Below are 15,898 nucleotides of genomic sequence, written 5' to 3' on the forward strand. Positions count from 1 at the left end.
TGGTGGCGGTCCGGGCAGTGCTCGGGGCAACCTCAGGTGAGGACGTCTTCGCCAGAGGACTGTTCCCACTTCTCCATCCGACGCAGGGCCTTCTGCCCCAGAGACTGCAGCACACCGTCCACCAAGAGCTCAGCGAGCACGAAGGCGGCGGCAGCCGAGTCGAACGGACCCACTGACGCCACCGATGTCGTGAGGGTGACCGTGGCGACGTCGGCAACGGGAGAGAGCCACTCGTCCGTGACACAGATGATGGTCGTGCCCTTCGCGGACAGCGCCACGGCAGCTTCGACGGTCGATGACTGGTAGCGACGCAGATCGAAGATCACCGCAACGTCTCGACGGCGGGCGTCAATGGCCAGCGACGAGCCCGTGTTCATGGCGTCGTCGAGCGTGCTCACACCGGGTCGGACCTGCTGCAGGTGGAAGGCGAGGTAGCGCGCGATGAACCCCGAATAGCGCCCACCAAGAACGCAGACGCGTCGCTTCGGGTCGGAGAGGAGGGCGACGGCGGCGTCGATGTCCGCCTTGGGAATCGCCTCCAATGAACGCGCCGCCTCGCCCACGGTGACGGCGACGGCGTCGTCGAACCAGTGACGGGAACCGGTGCGACGATCCGTGCTCTCGCCGTACTGGCTGACCGGCGAGGCCGCCCTCTCGGACAGTTCAGCAACGAGTCCGGCCTGAAGTTCGGAGAATCCGCCGTAACCCAGAGAACGGGCAAAACGCACCACGGTGGCGGCGCTGACATTGGCAGCCCGCCCGAAATCCGAACTCGTCCCGAGGGCTGCCGATGGGTAGTCGGACAGGAGCGCGCGCGCCAGCAGCTTCTCCCTCGGGGAGAGGCTGCTCATGTCGCGACGAACGCGATCCGCGACGGTCATGCGTGTGCGGGCGACGATGCGTCGCTGGAGGTGACGGCCACGAGTTCACGCTCGAGGGTCTCGGTGTCGACCATCAGGATCGTGTTGTCCGGCAGGGGCTCCCAGCCGGCCCCACGGATCCCGCTCGACGCGATGAGGACCCGCTCCTCGTCGGCGCGCATGGCCATCGTGAAGTAGCGGTCGAGATGGCCCTGCGGCGCCGTCGAGGCATCCGGGTAGAGCGCCAGGATGTCGTCGGTTGGCCCGGAGGCCAGGGCGTTGACGTGAACGGCAGCGAGACGGTGTGGCGCGAGGATGATCGCGTTGAGGCTCGAGTTCGGGAACTGGGCATGAAGGCGCGTCACCGCATCGATGATGCCCGAGTCGACGTCTTCGGCGTCCGCGACGCACTGCGCGACAAAACGAAAGTAGCGCTCACTGTCGGTGTCGCCTCGCAGGCCCTGGGCGAACTCGGGCCGCAGCAGTGCCTGCAGGGCGGAGATCGGCGCGATGCTGCCGTTGTGTGCCAGCGCCAGTTCGCCGCGCACAAAGGGGTGAGTGTTGCCGTCGGCGACGTCGAGCCCGTCGGTCGCCCACCGAAGGTGCACCAGCCCACTCCCGGCCAGAGCCGTGTCGGCAAGTTGCCGGTATGCCGGGTCGTTGGCGGCGCTGTCCGGCGACGTTGCGCTGTGGATCGCCTCAGAGTCTGCCTGCCATGCCATGCCCCACCCGTCTGCGTGCAGCTGCGAGAGCGAGGTGAACTCCGTGAACAACTCAGTGCCCAGGGACGTGGCCACTGGTTCGGCCCGGCGGCCGGCGTATCCGAGCAAGCGACACATGGTGTTGCACCTTTCAGACAGATCGAGATGTGAGCAATCCCTAGGCAAGACCAGCGCGATCGGCTATACATGGGGATGAAACGACCATAGCAAATTCCTCACTATCTGCCCATAACGAAATGGATGATTCACATGGTCACGCAGTCCACCCTCACGGATCGGGCCGAACACCTGCGCGGTCTCGGTGCCCGCACCCTCACCGGCGTGGTCAGCGACACCGGTGGGGTTCTTCGCGCGAAGACTGTGCCGGCAGCCCGCATCGAGAGCTTCGCGCGCTCGGGCATGGGCGCGTCCCTGACCTGGCCCGTGTTCTGCGTCGACAACGCCGTCGCGGTCACCGAGGCGCTGGGAGTCGTCGGTGACCTGCGGCTTGCGGCCGACCTCGACGCCGCCGTCGTCCTGGACCAAGGATTCGGTTGGGCGCCCTGCGACGTCCGGGACCAGGAAGGTGCACGATCACCGCTGTGCTGGCGCGACGTGACGCGGCGATCGGTCAAGAGGCTCGCCGCCCTCGGGATCAGCGCGCTCGTCGGCCACGAGATGGAGTTCACCTTCTTCACCGAGGCCGGTGACGTCCTGGGTGCCAGCGGGTGGGCAGCGTATGGCCTCGCTCCCCACAGCGAGCTCTCCGAGGTCCTCACCCAGATCTGCGAACGTCTGTCCGCCGCGGGGGTGCCCGTCGAGCAGATTCACGCGGAGTATGGCCAAGGCCAGTACGAGCTCTCGCTTCCCCCTCTCGAGCCACTCCGGAGCGCGGACGCCGTCCTCCTCGCCCGCACGGTGATCGGGCGCGTCGGTCGTGAACACGGTCTGCGCGCGAGCTTCTCACCGGTTCCCTTCGAGGGCGCGGCGGGCAACGGCGCACACCTCCACACGTCGTTCGCTCGCGACGGTTCGCCTTTGCTCGCGGGCGGACCCGGACCGCGAGGGATGCACCTGGAGGCAGCCTCTGCCATCGCAGGCATCGTCGCCAACCTTCCCGGTGCCATGACTGTCATGGCTGGGACAGTGGTCTCCGGTGAGCGGATGGCGCCCGGGCACTGGTCCGGCGCTCACGCCTGCTGGGGCCACGAGAACCGTGAGGCTGCGGTCCGGCTTCTCGCAGCCAACAACGGCAATCCACATGGTGCCAACGTCGAGGTGAAGTGCGTTGACGCCGGCGCCAACCCCTACCTGGCCACAGGCATCGTCCTCGGCCTCGCGGCCCACGGCATCGAGCGATCGCTCACCCTCTCGCCGGAGGTGACCGGGGATCCCGCAGCGCTCTCGGACGCCGACAAAGTGCGAGGTGGGGTCGTGCAACTCCAGGCCGATCGAGCTCTGCAGCTCAAGGACTTCCGCGCCTCTGGACCGGTGGGCGACATCCTGGGTCCCGAGCTGAGCGCTGCACTCGAAGCGGTGCGAACGCACGAGCTCACGGCCTACGAAGGCCAAGACGCGCGCACGCTCACCCGATACCTCTGGTCTGCCTGATCCATCGCCCTGACAACGCCTTTCTGTCCCTTCCCAGCGCTCACTCAGCACCCTGGTCCACCCTGCCCCGAAGGAGTCACCAATGACCCGCCGCAAACTCAAGTTGTGGGAGGCACTCGCCCTCTCACTCGGCCTCATGGGCCCCACCCTCGCCATGTCCGGCAACGGTCAGGGCATCATCGGCACGGTCGGCAAGGCCGTACCACTGGTGTTCCTTCTCGGCTTCTTCGGAGTGGCTCTCGTGGCGCACGGGTTCATTCGGCTCACGCAGCGCTACAACCATGCGGGCAGCGCCTATGCCCTCGTCGGCGCCACCCTCGGGCCACGCCCCGGGTTCGTCGCGGGTTTCGCGCTGGTGGGCACTTACCTCTTCTTCACCATCTGCACCGCATCCATCTTCGGCGCGTTCGTCAATGCCCTGCTCGGAGTGGGCTCCGGGGACAACCCACCGGCCATCGGGTTCGGCATCTCCGCGCTCGTCTGCCTCGCCCTCAACGCCTACCTGAGCACGCGTGACACGACCACGGTCTCGCGACTCCTGCTGCTCATCGAGGGCCTCGGTATCGCGGGCATGATCGTGCTCGTCCTGGCCATCTTCGGTCAAGGAGGGGCCGATGCCACGGGCATCGACGTCAGCACGCTTTCCCCGTCAGGTGTCTCGTTGAGCGCCGTCATCGCCGCGGTCGTCGCTGCCTTCCTGTCATGGGCCGGCTTCGAAGGGTGCGCCGCCCTGGGCGAGGAGACCGACGATCCACGACGCAACATCCCCCGCGCCCTCTTCGGCTCGGTCCTGCTCACCGGAGTGCTCTTCGTCGTCGTGATGTTTGCGCAAACGATCGGCTTCGGCACGGACAAAGCAGGCCTCGAAGCATTCCAAACCTCGGGCAACACGTTGGGTGACCTCGGCGACAGCTACGTCGGGCAATGGTTCGGCGTCCTGCTCCTCGTCACCGCTGTGATGTCAGCGTTCGCGTCAAACCTGTCGTCGGTCGCTGCGGCCGGGCGACTGGTCATGGCACTGGCTCGCCACGGCTTCGGTCCGGCCAAGCTGGCGCAGGTCGATGCACGCCACCACTCCCCGCGCTTCGCGATCCTCGCCGTCGCCGCCGTGAGCGTGGTCGTCAACCTCATCTCGTGGCTGTCCGGCTGGCCCACCATGGGCACCGGTGACGCCGCCATCGACTCGTACTTCTTTTTCGCGGTCGTGGGAGCGACCTGCCTGCTCTTCGTCTACTTGCTCGTCGAGGTTGCCGTCTTCGCGGCGTGGCGACGTGGACTTGTCACCCTCAACCCGGTCGAACTCGTCATCCCGACCCTCGGCGGGTTGTTCATCCTGCTCGTCATCTGGTTCGGGGTGAAGGACGCGACCGGTCTCTCCCCGGCCTTCGTGGCACTGGCCTGGGTGGCTCTCGGCCTCATCATTGCGGTGGCCGCCAGCAAGCTCGCTGCGCGCATCGGCGCCTCGCTGCGTGACGAACTTGACGCCGTCGACGAGGGCCACCCGCCCCTCGAGGAACCCCTGAGCATCACGCGGTGACGCCTCCCGTGTCGGCCACGGGGCCGGAGGACCTCATCACTCGAGACAACGTCGTCGCGGGGATCCAGAAGTTGCGCTTTTTCCCGCTCGCCTTGGTGGGCGGGAACGGCAGCCACCTGATCGAAGCTGGCGGACGCACCCTTCTGGACCTCTCGGCATCATGGACGGCGAGCGCCCTGGGTCACGGTCACCCGGTCGTGGCGAAGGCCCTGGCCAGGGTCGCCGCCTCCCCACCCGGAGCGAGCATCCTCAGCGCGACCCACTCCGAGGCCGTCGGGTTGGCCGAGGAACTGCTGGCGGTCGTTCCGGGCGGCGGCGAGCGACGGGTCCATCTCGGCCTCTCGGGCTCCGACGTCAACGACGCTGCCCTGCGTGCTGCACGTCACGCGACAGGTCGGCCCGTCGTCGTCGCGTTCGAGGGTGGCTATCACGGTGGTTTCGGGGCCGGATTCATGGCCTCTGGACTGCACATCTCCGCAGGCTCAGCCCCTGTGCGGGCAGATGTGCGACTCGTGCCCTACCCACAACCTTTCCGCGAGAGCGACGCGATGGCACGCTCCCTGTCTGCATTGGAGAACGCCCTCGCGCCGGGTGATGTCGCCGTTGTGGCCGTCGAGGCAATCCAGTGCGATGGCGGACTGGTCGTCCCCCCGGACGGATTTCTCGCGGCTGTGGCACAGCGCAGTCGAGCCGCCGGTGCACTCCTCCTCCTCGATGAGGTCAAGGTGGGGCTTGGTCGCACGGGGTCAATGAACTCGTTCGACCACGAGGGTGTCGTCCCCGATCTCGTCACGATCGGCAAAGGACTCGGCGGAGGACTACCGGCGGCCGCTCTCATCGGACCGGCATCCGTCCTCGACGAACGCCGGGCTTCGGCCCTGCTCACGACCGCTGGCAACCCCTACTCCTGTGCCGTCGCGCGCGCCGTCCTCGGGCACATCGTGGAGAGCGACCTCCCAGGCCGCAGCCGCATCGCCGGCGATCGTCTGCGTTCTGGGCTGTCCGAGGCCCTCGCCGACGAACCCTGCGTCGGAGAGGTCCGCGGCCGCGGCCTTCTGGTCGGGGTGGACTTGGTCACGGACCGCGACACTCGCGGCGGCGATGCGGCCTTCGCCCGGCGCGTGGTCTACCGGCTGTGGCAACTCGGGGCCATTGCCTACTACGTGGGCGGTCACGTCATCGAACTGACTCCTCCCCTCACGATCTCCGACACTGAGATCGACGAGGCCATAGCCCTCGTCTCGCGCGCCGTGCGCGAGGCCCACCTCGTCGACGACGAGACGATCGCCCCTTGGGCAGGATGGTGAACATGAACCTGGACCCCTCCCTCGTCGACGGCCCTCTGGCCGAGGCCCTCGCGCACGTCGGCCTCATCGACCACCACGTTCACGGCGCCCTGCGCGCGACACCCGAGCGGCGCGACTGGGAAGCCCTCGTCACCGAGGCTCCGGCAGCCCCAGCGGTGGGGTCCATCTTCGACAGCCAGGTCGGGTTGGCCATGCGTCGCTGGTGTGCGCCGCTCCTCGACCTCGAGCCCCATGCGCCAGCTGACGACTACTGGGCGCGGCGGACCGAACTCGGTGAACAAGAGGTCACCAGAAGGCTCCTGACCGCGACGGGCGTCGACACCTGGCTCGTGGAGACCGGTTTCCAAGGAGACCTCGTGCTCGGCCCCGCCGAGATGGCGGCCGTGACCGGCACCGCCCGCGAGATCGTCCGTCTGGAGACGGTCGCCGAGGGCATCCTGCGCGACACGGGAGCGGACGGCTTCCATGCGGCATACGCTCCGGCCTTGGCGCAGGCGACGCAGGGCGCCGTGGGCACCAAGTCCGTGATCGCCTATCGGCACGGTTTCGACATTCCTGCCGAGCGACCGTCGGCGAGCGAGGTGACTCGGGCCGCGGGGCGGACCCTCGCCACCGATGCGACGCTCCCCCGCATCTCCGACCCTGTCCTGCTGCGTCACCTTCTGTGGTGCGCCGTCGACCTCGGCCTGCCCATCCAGATGCACAGCGGCTACGGCGACCCGGACCTCGACCTGCACCGCGCCAATCCCCTGCTCCTCATGCCCTGGCTTCGCGCGGTTGAGCCCACCGGCGTTCCCGTCCTCCTGCTCCACAACTACCCGTTCCACCGCGAGGCCGGCTACCTCGCTCAGGTCTTCGACGTGGTCCACTGCGACGTTGGCCTGGCGATCAACTACACCGGCGCCCGGAGCCCGGCCATCATCGCCGAGTCCCTCGAACTCACTCCGTTCCACAAACAGCTGTACTCGTCCGACGCCTGGGGTCCGGCCGAACTCCACTTGCTCGGCTCATGGCTGTGGCGACGTGGGATGGCGCGAGTTCTGGGAACCTTCGTCGACGACGGCGACTGGTCGATCGCCGACGCCCAACGCGTCGTGCACCTGGTGGCGTACGAGAACGCCCGCAGGGTCTATCGCCTGGGCTGACCGGCCTGCACTCCGGAACGCTCACGGTGACCGTCGGTTAGCCAATGTGCATTTCTTCCGCACGTCGAGTCGCCGTTGGCACCACCAATCCGTAGGGTCGCACGTATGTCTTCAACCACCGTCGGTCGACCGGACAACACCACGAGGCGCGCAGTCCTCAACACGCTGAAGGGGTCGTCCGGCAACCTTGTCGAGTGGTACGACGTCTACGTCTACACGGTGTTCTCAACGTACTTCGAGCCCGAGTTCTTCGGTGGAGACGAGCCCAACGCCGGCATCTTCACGATGGCCATCTTCGCGGTGACGTTCATCATGCGACCTGTCGGCTCGTGGTTCTTCGGACGCTATGCCGACCGCCGCGGACGTCGACCGGCCCTCGTCCTCAGCATCTCGATGATGGCGGCGGCGTCGATGGTGATCGCCCTCCTTCCCACCCACGACCGCATCGGGTCGCTCGCGATCGTCCTGCTGGTGATGTGTCGCCTGCTCCAGGGCTTCGCGACAGGCGGCGAGTACGGCACGTCGGCCACCTACATGTCGGAGGCGGCGACTGCCGAACGGCGCGGCTTCTTCTCGTCCTTCCAGTACGTCACCCTGATCGGTGGGCACGCACTGGCGCAGCTGATGCTGCTCGTCCTGCAGGTCTTCCTCGACGACGACCAGATGTCTGCGTTCGGCTGGCGCATCGCCTTCGCCGTCGGCGGCATCGCGGCAGTCACGGTGTTCTGGCTGCGCTCGACGATGGACGAGTCCATGTCGGCCTCCGATCTGGACTCCGTCGACAAGCAGTCGGGCTCGCTGCGGGCACTGTTCACCACTCACCGCAAGGCCCTGATCACCTGCTTCCTCATCACCATGGGCGGCACCATCGCGTTCTACACCTACAGCGTCAACGCTCCCTCCACGATCAAGGCCACCTACAAGGGTGAGGGCCTGACGGCGAGCTGGATCAACCTCACCCTGCTGCTCTTCCTCATGGCGCTGCAGCCGATCGGCGGCCTCATCAGCGACCGGATCGGCCGCAAGCCGATGCTCGTCTTCTTCGGCATCGGCGGCGTCATCTGGACGTACTTCCTGATCACCTACCTGCCCCAGATCCACAGTCCGCTGGGGTCCTGGGCACTCGTCGCCGTCGGCTACGTCATCCTCACCGGTTACACGTCGATCAACGCGATCGTCAAGGCCGAGCTGTTCCCCGTCCGTGTGCGTGCCCTGGGTGTCGGCGTCGGCTATGCACTGGCCAACTCGGTCTTCGGTGGCACGGCTCCGGTCATCTACGAAGCCGCGAAGAAGAGCGACCACGTCACGGCGTTCATCGTCTACGTCACGCTCTGCATCGCTGCGTCCCTGCTCGTCTACATCTTCGTGCTGCGCAACAAGAGCGAGACCGAGCTCGACCGCGAGCAGGGTCACGCCTACGCCTCCCAGAAGGCCTGACCCCTCCCTCGACTTCGTGCACCGCACGGACGGCGAGCGCCAGCGAGTTGTCCGTGCGGGGCACGAAGTCGAAGTGGGATGAAGGGTCAGGCGTCGGCGTCGCGGGCGGCGCGGTTGACCGCCGACAGCACGGCCCGCATCGACGCCTTGACGATCGACTCGTGCAGTCCGACGCCCCACAGGACGCGGTCGCCGACAGCGCACTCGACGTAGGCCGCGGCGCGCGCGTCGCCACCGGCAGACAGCGCGTGCTCGGCGTAGTCGAGGACGCGCACGTCCACGTCGATGCCGGCCAGGGCGTTGATGAACGCGGCGATCGGGCCGTTGCCGCGACCGATGATGTCGAGCTCGTCTCCACCGTCGAGAACGGTGGCCTCGATGACGTCGGTTCCGGTCTCATCACCGCTGATCGTTGACCGCACCGGGGTGAAGCGGCCCCAACGCTCCTCGGGAACGTCCGCATGGAGGTATTCGTCCGAGAACATCTGCCAGATCTCGGCAGCGCTCAGCTCGCCGCCCTCGGCGTCCGTGCGCTTCTGGACGACCCCGCTGAACTCCACCTGGAGGCGGCGCGGCAGGTCGAGACCGTGTTCGGCCTTGAGGAGGTAGGCGACGCCACCCTTGCCCGACTGGCTGTTGACGCGCACGACGGCCTCGTAGGAGCGGCCGATGTCGTGCGGGTCGATGGGCAGGTAGGGCACGCCCCAGGCGAGCTCGTTGATCGTCTTGCCGTCCGCCTTGCCCCGACGTTCCATGTCGTCGAGGCCCTTCTTGATCGCGTCCTGGTGCGATCCGGAGAAGGCGGTGTAGACGAGGTCGCCACCCCACGGGTGTCGCTCGTGGACTGGCAACTGGTTGCAGTACTCGACGGTGCGACGGATCTCGGCCATGTCCGAGAAGTCGATCTGCGGGTCGATGCCCTGGCTGTAGAGGTTCATGCCCAGGGTGACGAGGCAGACGTTGCCGGTGCGCTCACCGTTGCCGAACAGGCAGCCCTCGATGCGGTCGGCGCCGGCGAGGTAGCCCAGCTCGGCCGCGGCCACTCCCTCACCACGGTCATTGTGTGGATGCAGGCTGACGACAACGGATTCGCGTCGGTCGAGGTGCCGCACCATCCACTCGATCGAGTCCGCGTAGGCGTTGGGCGTGGCCATCTCCACCGTCGCCGGCAGGTTGATGATCATCTTGTGATCGGGCGTCGGGTCGATCACCTCGATGACCGCGTTGCAGATCTCGACCGCGAACTCGAGCTCGGTGCCCGTGTAGGACTCCGGCGAGTACTCGTAGTAGACGTCGGTGTCGGGCACCGTCTCCTCGAGCTTGCGACACAACCGCGCGCCCTGCAGCGCGATGTCGATGATGCCTTCCTTGGGCAGGTCGAAGACGACGCGCCGCTGCAACACCGAGGTGGAGTTGTAGAAGTGGACGATCGCCTGCTTGCTCCCCCGGATCGCGTCGAAGGTGCGCTCGACGAGGTGGTCACGACACTGGGTCAGCACCTGGATGGTCACGTCGTCGGGGATGTGTCCACCGTCGATGAGCTCGCGGCAGAAGTCGAAGTCGGTCTGGCTCGCGCTCGGAAAGCCGACCTCGATCTCCTTGTAGCCCATGCGGACGAGGAGCTTGAACATCCGCATCTTGCGCTCGGAGTCCATCGGGTCGATGAGCGCCTGGTTGCCGTCGCGCAGGTCGACCGCGCACCAGCGCGGCGCCTTGGACATGACCTGATCGGGCCAGGTGCGGTCGGGGAGGTGAACCTCGATCTGGTCCTGGAAGGGGACGTACTTCGACGTCGGCATCCCGGACGACTGCTGGGGGTGGAACATTTCTCGCCTCTACTCACTGCTCGTCGTGTGCTCAGCCATGGGCACAGCGAACTCCGCGACGAGGAGGGCCGATTCAGGCCTCGCCGCGGCAGAGAAGGAGGAGACGGTGCTGCACGACATCGAGTATGCCGCCCGCACCTGTTCCCGTCCATCGGCAGTCCCGATTCGCCCACGTTCCAAGACGGCGGAGCCGACATACTTCACCCATGAAGGTGATCCTGTTTGGTGGAACCGGCATGGTCGGTCAGGCGGTCCTCGCGCAGTGCCTGGTGGATGCACGGGTCGAGGAAGTGCTGGCCGTGGGGCGCAGCCCGATCCCGGTGACGCACGCCAAGCTCCGACAGGTTCTCCATCCCGACATGTCCGACCTCTCCCCCATCGCGGACGAGATCCGTTCCTACGACACGGTTTTCGACGCCTTGGGTGTGTCTTCGTTCCGCATGAGCGAGGACGAGTACACCCGCTTGACCTACGACCTGACTCTGGGCCTCGCCCAGTCCGTGCGCGACGCGTGCGGGCCCGAGACGACGTTCATCTATGTGTCCGGAGCCAGCACCGACAGCACCGAGTCGGGTCGCGTCATGTGGGCCCGAGTCAAGGGCCGCACCGAGAATGCCCTGCTTGCCATGTTCCCCAACGCCTCCATGTTCCGACCGGGCGCCATTGCCCCACTCCCAGGGGTGAAGTCGAAGACGCGCTGGGTCGCGGTGACCTACGCCCTCACTGGCCCGCTCTTCAGGGGGCTGGCCAAGGTCGCTCCGGGGATTGCCACCGACTCCGTCACCATCGGACGCGCGATGATCAACGTCGCCGACGGTGATGTCCTTCCGGCCGCGGCGACCTCCCGGATTTTCGAGAACCGCGACATCGTGGCGGCCGGAGGAGCCTGAACCAGGCCCGGGCGAAGGTAGGTTGCCGAGCATGATGATCCGCCCGGACACCTTGGCCGCGATCAAGGTGGGCGAGGTCGATCTCGCCTTCCGACGATGGGACCGACCCCGTGTCCTCGTGGGGACCCGACTGCGCACGCGCGTCGGCCTGATCGAGGTCACCAGCGTCGAGCAGGTCGCCCCGAGTCGCATCACGGCGGCCGAAGCAAAGCGTGCCGGAGCGGCATCCCTCGTCGAGCTCCGGCGGATGCTCGAGGGCAAGGCCGACCGCCCGGCGTGGCGAGTCGGCCTGACGTATGCCGGCGCGGACCCCCGCGAAACCCTCCGCGCGACCGCGCCCGACGCGGACGAGGTGGCCACCATCCGGGCGCGCCTCGACCGACTCGACGCGGCCTCGTCGATCGGGCCCTGGACCCGCACGACGTTGGGCATCATCGACCGCTCCCCCACAGTGCGGGCACCCGATCTGGCCGCAGAGCTGGGTCGGGACACTCCGAGCTTCAAACGGGACGTGCGCAAGCTCAAGGAGTTGGGGCTCACCGAGTCCCTCGACATCGGCTACCGCCTCTCGCCCCGCGGTGTGGCTGTCGTCGATGCCGAGGCCAGCACACCTCGGCTCGACCGTGAGGTCGCCCCAGAGGGCACGCCCCTCCCGCGCATCGGCGCTCCCGCCACCCGCGCCCTGCGCGCGCAGGGAATCTGGACCCTGGAACAGGTGCGGGACCTGGGCGAAGCCCAGCTCACGGCGCTCCACGGCGTCGGCCCGGTAGCCGTTCGCTTCCTGCACGAGGCCCTGGCCGACCGAGGCTGGGCTTTCGCCGACTGAGCTTCGAGCGATCAGCCGCGGCAGCGCACCGACAAGCAGGTGACGCAGCCCTCGAGCTTCTCGAACTCGCTGATGTCGACGGTGACGACCTCGTGGCCGCGACCACGCAGCAGTTCGGCCGTGCGCGGCGCACTGGCGGCCATGAGCAGCAGGTTGTCGTCGAGGAGGACGACGTGCGCCCCGGGCTCCTCGGGCATCCCCTCATAGATCGGGAACGCTCCGGGCCAGTCCACGACCGGGTCCCAGCCGATGACGGTGCCGTCGGGCAACGCGGTCACGGCCGACTTCAGGTGGAGCGCACGCTCAACCGTCACAGCCTGCGTACGCATGCCGACGGTGGCCAGGTGATCGGCGAGCTGCTGGATCCCCGCACCGTTGGTGCGACCGCCCAGACCGACGTATGCCGTGTCGCCCACCTTGAGCACGTCTCCCCCATCGAGTGTCCCCGGGTCCTCGATCCGCACGACGCGATATCCCAGATCGCGCACCACCGACTCGACGCCCGCCACCTCCGGCTTGCGTTCTGCCGCACCGGGATTCGTCAGGACGGCCACACTGCCGCAGACCACGACGGCGTCCTCGATGAACACCGCGTCGGGGCAGTCGTCAGCAGGAGAGACCTCGACAGTCTCCCAACCTGCGGAACGCAGGCACGCGGCATACGCATCCCATTGTTCGACTGCGAGGTCAAGGTCGATGCTCGACTTCTCGAGGTGGGTGACGAGCCCGTCGGCGAGACGCGGGCCGGGGCGGCGAATGAGGGCGGCTTTGCGAGTCACGGAACCGACCCTATGTCCGGTCAGGCCGATCGGGGCGCGAGGTCCGGGAAGACCTCGTCGAGCTCCTCGATCGTGCGAGTGCCAGGGATCGGCGACTCGACGAGCCACAGGATCGACAGCGTTCCGCCGACGGCCGCAACCACCATCGTCGGTCCGATCCCGAACCACTCCCCCATGAACCCACCGAGGATGGCGCCCACGGGGCGGATCCCGAAGTTGATCGAGCTGAACGCTCCCACGACCCGGCTCCGCACGGCGTCGGGGGTGACTGCGGTCTGCAACGCGTTGAGCGGCACGTCCAGGAGCATGACCCCGAACCCCGCGATGAACTCCACGAGCCCGAGCACGCCCATCCGCATCCACAGCGGCCCGCCGGCCAACGGGAGCAGCGCGAAGGGTGCCGAGAAGAGCACCGCCCCGACACAGATCGTGCGACCGACGCCGAGCCAGCGGGTGATCCGGCCGGCGAGTACGGCACCGAGAACTCCGCCCGTGGCACCGATGCCCAGGGCCAGACCGATCGCGCCGGCGGAGAGGCCCAGCTGCCGACTGGCGAAGAGGATGAGCAGGGCGGCAGCCACGAAGTTGAAGAAGTTGATGGTCGTGACGCAGGCGAGGGACGCGCGCAGATAGGGGTGCCGCAGGACGAGACCCATGCCCTCCTTGGCCCGTCGCCACAGGCTTCCCTCGGGCTCGGCCACCGGGCGGTCCTCGACCTTCACCCGGCCGATGAGGAGCGCCGAGGCCATGAACGAGAGGGCATCGACAAGGAGGGCCACCGGGGCGGTCAGCGCCTGGATGAGCCCGCCGGCCAGTGCCGGTCCGCCGACGAAGGAGATCGACCGCGTCGAGCTGAGCAGCCCGTTCGCTTCCACGAACTGGTCCCGACGGACGAGGGAGACGAAGAAGCTCGGGTATGCCGTTTGGTACAGCACCTGCCCCAGTCCGGCCACCAGCGCCACGGCGATCAGCTGCCCCATCGTGACGACGCCGAACCAGTGCGCGAGCGGGAGGCTGAGCAGGACGACGGCCCGGAGGACATCGGCCATCACGAGCAGGCGACGCTTGCGATTCTGGTGGTCGACCCACGAACCGATGAACAGCGACAGGAGGTTGGGCGCCCACACGGCAGCGGTGAGGAGCCCCACGGTGGGTGCACTGGCGTGGAGGGTGGTGACCGCGATGAAGGGCAGTGCCAACTCGGTGATCCGGTCACCGAACTGCGAGATGCCCTGCCCTGCCCAATAGGTCGCGAACCGGCGGTCGCGCCACAGGGCTGGGCGCGTCGTCGCCTCGCTCACGACGTCTCCACCTCCGCGCTGGTCTCGTCGACAGGCGCGGTGTCGTCGGGCGGCGCGGTGGGCAGGACGTAGCGCAGCATCCGGACCCTGCGTGCACCCGCTGCTGGTTTGGCAGTCGCGTCAGCCTTGCGCAGAACGTAGGGGGCCAGCACCTCCTCGATGGCAGCCTCGATCTCGCCCAGCTCGTCGGCGCTCACGAGAACCGTCGTGTTGGACAGTCCCGCGGAGCGCCGCCATTGCGGCTCGAGCAATGGCTCGGCGTCGCGGGCCCATTGCGCCGGGAGGTGCTCCGCCTGGTCGATCAGCACGCGGGTGAGCAGGCTCGCGGCATCCTGGCTCTCGTCGTCGGTGGCGGCGAATCGGAAGCCACCTCCCACCGCCTCCCACCACCTCTGCCGCCCGTCCGCCTCGACGTCGGCATCGCGCACGAGACCGTGCTCGGCGAGGTGGCGCAGGTGCCAGCTCGTGACCGAGGGCGTGGCCCCGACCAGCGGCGCGAGTGCCGTGGCGGTGCTCGGACCGTAGCCCTGCAACCTGCTGAGGATCGCGAGACGCACAGGATGGGCGAGCGCCCGCATGCTCCTGGGTTCGAGCTCGACATCGCCGTACGGGTTGCTCATCGCCGACTCCTCGCCAATTGTGAGAGAACTGTATCGAGAGAACTCTCTCACAACTGGCCGACGAGGCCAAGGGCACGTCAAAAGTCAGGCGACAGTGCGGCATACCCTCCGGCATCCTGCTGCCATGGCACTTCCCGATGGCTACAGCGCACGCCCGCACGTCCCGACGGATGCCCAGGCCGTGTGCGACCTCGTCGCGGCCACCGAGGTCGTGGATGCCGGCGAGGCGGCCATCGAGGTCGAGGACATCCAGGGCGACTGGGCCCGGGGCAGCTTCGACCTCGAGACCGAGAGCATCGGCATCTGGGATGGCGAGCGCCTCGTTGCGGCCGGGGAGGTCTTCAAGGGGCGCCGGGCGGACGCAGGGGTCCATCCGGAGCACCGCGGTCGGGGCCTCGGCACGTGGCTGGCGGACTGGATCGAGGAGACCGCCCGCGCCAGGGGCTCGAAGCTCGTTGGCCAGACGGTCCCGGGCAACAGCGGCCCCGAGGCGTTCTTCCGGGGTCGCGGCTACCGCGAGGGGTGGACCTCGTGGGTGCTCCAGCTTCCGCGCGGATCGGCCATCGAACCGCAGCCCCTCCCCCGCGGTTACGCGCTGCGCGAGTTCGTCGGTGGACGGGATGGGCGCATCGCCTTCCAGCTCATCGAGGACGCCTTCAACGAATGGCCGGACCGCGAGCCGTCGACCTATGACGACTGGGCGCCGCGCGGACCCTTGCGCCCCGGCTTCGAGCCGTGGCAGATCCGGTTCGTCAGTGACGAGAGCGGGACCGAGATCGGGATCTGTTACACGATCCACGCCGGCGCCACGGGCTACGTCGACGCCATCGCCGTTCGGCGCGACCAGCGCGGATTGGGCCTTGCCAGAGCCCTGCTCGTCGATGCGTTCGCCCGGGCCCGCGACCACGGCGCCAGCGTCAGCGAGCTCTCGACGGACTCACGAACCGGAGCGCTGGGTCTCTACGAACACGTCGGCATGCAGGTCACCCAGACCTGGCGCCACTGGATGACCGACCTCTGACACCGACCTCTGACACCGGCCACGTCCCCCGACAACA

The 15,898-nt window shown here is 67.8% G+C and carries 14 protein-coding genes; 8 read left to right on the forward strand and 6 right to left on the reverse strand.

Annotation, left to right across the window (positions count from 1 at the left end; genetic code table 11):
• Positions 1-32 precede the first annotated feature (32 nt).
• Together JNB_RS04805 and JNB_RS04810 are read right to left on the reverse strand one after the other, a co-directional pair.
• A complete protein-coding gene (locus JNB_RS04805; protein ID WP_158306121.1) occupies positions 33-851 on the reverse strand; it encodes a MurR/RpiR family transcriptional regulator in 819 nt (272 codons plus the stop codon).
• Between the two features lie 26 nt (positions 852-877).
• On the reverse strand, positions 878-1,699 hold the full coding sequence (locus JNB_RS04810; protein WP_050766575.1) for a class II glutamine amidotransferase: 822 nt from the start codon (positions 1,697-1,699) through the stop codon (positions 878-880).
• A 132-nt stretch (positions 1,700-1,831) separates the two neighbouring features.
• Between JNB_RS04810 and JNB_RS04815 the strand changes: the two genes are divergently transcribed.
• The 5 genes from JNB_RS04815 to JNB_RS04835 all read left to right on the forward strand — a co-directional run bounded on the left by JNB_RS04815 (position 1,832) and on the right by JNB_RS04835 (position 8,598).
• Positions 1,832-3,172, forward strand: a complete 1,341-nt coding sequence (locus JNB_RS04815) for a glutamine synthetase family protein (protein WP_009775291.1) — start codon at positions 1,832-1,834, stop codon at positions 3,170-3,172.
• A gap of 82 nt (positions 3,173-3,254) precedes the next feature.
• Positions 3,255-4,709, forward strand: a complete 1,455-nt coding sequence (locus JNB_RS04820; protein WP_009775292.1) for an APC family permease — start codon at positions 3,255-3,257, stop codon at positions 4,707-4,709.
• The gene (locus JNB_RS04825; protein ID WP_202795215.1) at positions 4,706-6,016 is read left to right on the forward strand and encodes an aspartate aminotransferase family protein; all 1,311 of its coding nucleotides are present in this window, start codon (positions 4,706-4,708) and stop codon (positions 6,014-6,016) included. Before JNB_RS04820 ends, JNB_RS04825 begins: the two co-directional genes overlap by 4 nt.
• Positions 6,017-6,018: 2 nt before the next feature.
• Positions 6,019-7,161: an amidohydrolase family protein gene (locus JNB_RS04830; protein WP_040883611.1), complete on the forward strand. Its 1,143-nt coding sequence runs from the start codon at positions 6,019-6,021 to the stop codon at positions 7,159-7,161.
• A gap of 105 nt (positions 7,162-7,266) precedes the next feature.
• Positions 7,267-8,598, forward strand: coding sequence for an MFS transporter (locus JNB_RS04835; protein ID WP_009775295.1), 1,332 nt, complete (start codon positions 7,267-7,269; stop codon positions 8,596-8,598).
• An 86-nt stretch (positions 8,599-8,684) separates the two neighbouring features.
• Here JNB_RS04835 and leuA read toward each other — a convergent pair whose 3' ends face one another.
• Positions 8,685-10,424 (reverse strand): 2-isopropylmalate synthase, encoded by a 1,740-nt coding sequence (gene leuA, locus JNB_RS04840; protein WP_009775296.1) that lies wholly within the window; start codon positions 10,422-10,424, stop codon positions 8,685-8,687.
• 206 nt (positions 10,425-10,630) lie between these two features.
• Here leuA and JNB_RS04850 point away from each other — a divergent pair, with 206 nt between their 5' ends.
• A complete protein-coding gene (locus JNB_RS04850) occupies positions 10,631-11,314 on the forward strand; it encodes an NAD-dependent epimerase/dehydratase family protein (RefSeq protein WP_009775298.1) in 684 nt (227 codons plus the stop codon).
• A 31-nt stretch (positions 11,315-11,345) separates the two neighbouring features.
• Complete coding sequence (locus JNB_RS04855) at positions 11,346-12,140, forward strand: hypothetical protein (protein WP_009775299.1); 795 nt, start codon at positions 11,346-11,348, stop codon at positions 12,138-12,140.
• Positions 12,141-12,151: 11 nt separating this feature from the next.
• Here the strand turns inward: JNB_RS04855 and ddaH are convergent, their stop codons facing one another.
• The 3 genes from ddaH to JNB_RS04870 are packed head-to-tail and all read right to left on the reverse strand — an operon-like array spanning position 12,152 to position 14,840.
• Complete coding sequence (ddaH, locus tag JNB_RS04860; protein WP_009775300.1) at positions 12,152-12,919, reverse strand: dimethylargininase; 768 nt, start codon at positions 12,917-12,919, stop codon at positions 12,152-12,154.
• Between the two features lie 20 nt (positions 12,920-12,939).
• Positions 12,940-14,220 (reverse strand): MFS transporter, encoded by a 1,281-nt coding sequence (locus JNB_RS04865; protein WP_009775301.1) that lies wholly within the window; start codon positions 14,218-14,220, stop codon positions 12,940-12,942.
• Positions 14,217-14,840: a helix-turn-helix domain-containing protein gene (locus tag JNB_RS04870; RefSeq protein WP_009775302.1), complete on the reverse strand. Its 624-nt coding sequence runs from the start codon at positions 14,838-14,840 to the stop codon at positions 14,217-14,219. The genes JNB_RS04865 and JNB_RS04870 overlap by 4 nt, the downstream gene beginning before the upstream one ends.
• A gap of 124 nt (positions 14,841-14,964) precedes the next feature.
• Between JNB_RS04870 and JNB_RS04875 the strand changes: the two genes are divergently transcribed.
• The gene (locus JNB_RS04875; protein ID WP_009775303.1) at positions 14,965-15,861 is read left to right on the forward strand and encodes a GNAT family N-acetyltransferase; all 897 of its coding nucleotides are present in this window, start codon (positions 14,965-14,967) and stop codon (positions 15,859-15,861) included.
• The last annotated feature ends 37 nt before the right edge of the window (positions 15,862-15,898 follow it).

Source organism: Janibacter sp. HTCC2649 (genome assembly GCF_000152705.1).
Taxonomy (GTDB): domain Bacteria; phylum Actinomycetota; class Actinomycetes; order Actinomycetales; family Dermatophilaceae; genus Knoellia.

What these genes read in the sequence shown, in the direction of transcription:
- JNB_RS04805 (WP_158306121.1), bottom strand. Translation starts at nt 851, where the DNA reads ATGAGCAGCCTCTCCCCGAGGGAGAAGCTGCTGGCGCGCGCGCTCCTG.
- JNB_RS04810 (WP_050766575.1), bottom strand. Translation starts at nt 1,699, where the DNA reads ATGTGTCGCTTGCTCGGATACGCCGGCCGCCGGGCCGAACCAGTGGCC.
- JNB_RS04815 (WP_009775291.1), top strand. Translation starts at nt 1,832, where the DNA reads ATGGTCACGCAGTCCACCCTCACGGATCGGGCCGAACACCTGCGCGGT.
- JNB_RS04820 (WP_009775292.1), top strand. Translation starts at nt 3,255, where the DNA reads ATGACCCGCCGCAAACTCAAGTTGTGGGAGGCACTCGCCCTCTCACTC.
- JNB_RS04830 (WP_040883611.1), top strand. Translation starts at nt 6,019, where the DNA reads ATGAACCTGGACCCCTCCCTCGTCGACGGCCCTCTGGCCGAGGCCCTC.
- JNB_RS04835 (WP_009775295.1), top strand. Translation starts at nt 7,267, where the DNA reads ATGTCTTCAACCACCGTCGGTCGACCGGACAACACCACGAGGCGCGCA.
- leuA (WP_009775296.1), bottom strand. Translation starts at nt 10,424, where the DNA reads ATGTTCCACCCCCAGCAGTCGTCCGGGATGCCGACGTCGAAGTACGTC.
- JNB_RS04850 (WP_009775298.1), top strand. Translation starts at nt 10,631, where the DNA reads ATGAAGGTGATCCTGTTTGGTGGAACCGGCATGGTCGGTCAGGCGGTC.
- JNB_RS04855 (WP_009775299.1), top strand. Translation starts at nt 11,346, where the DNA reads ATGATGATCCGCCCGGACACCTTGGCCGCGATCAAGGTGGGCGAGGTC.
- JNB_RS04870 (WP_009775302.1), bottom strand. Translation starts at nt 14,840, where the DNA reads ATGAGCAACCCGTACGGCGATGTCGAGCTCGAACCCAGGAGCATGCGG.
- JNB_RS04875 (WP_009775303.1), top strand. Translation starts at nt 14,965, where the DNA reads ATGGCACTTCCCGATGGCTACAGCGCACGCCCGCACGTCCCGACGGAT.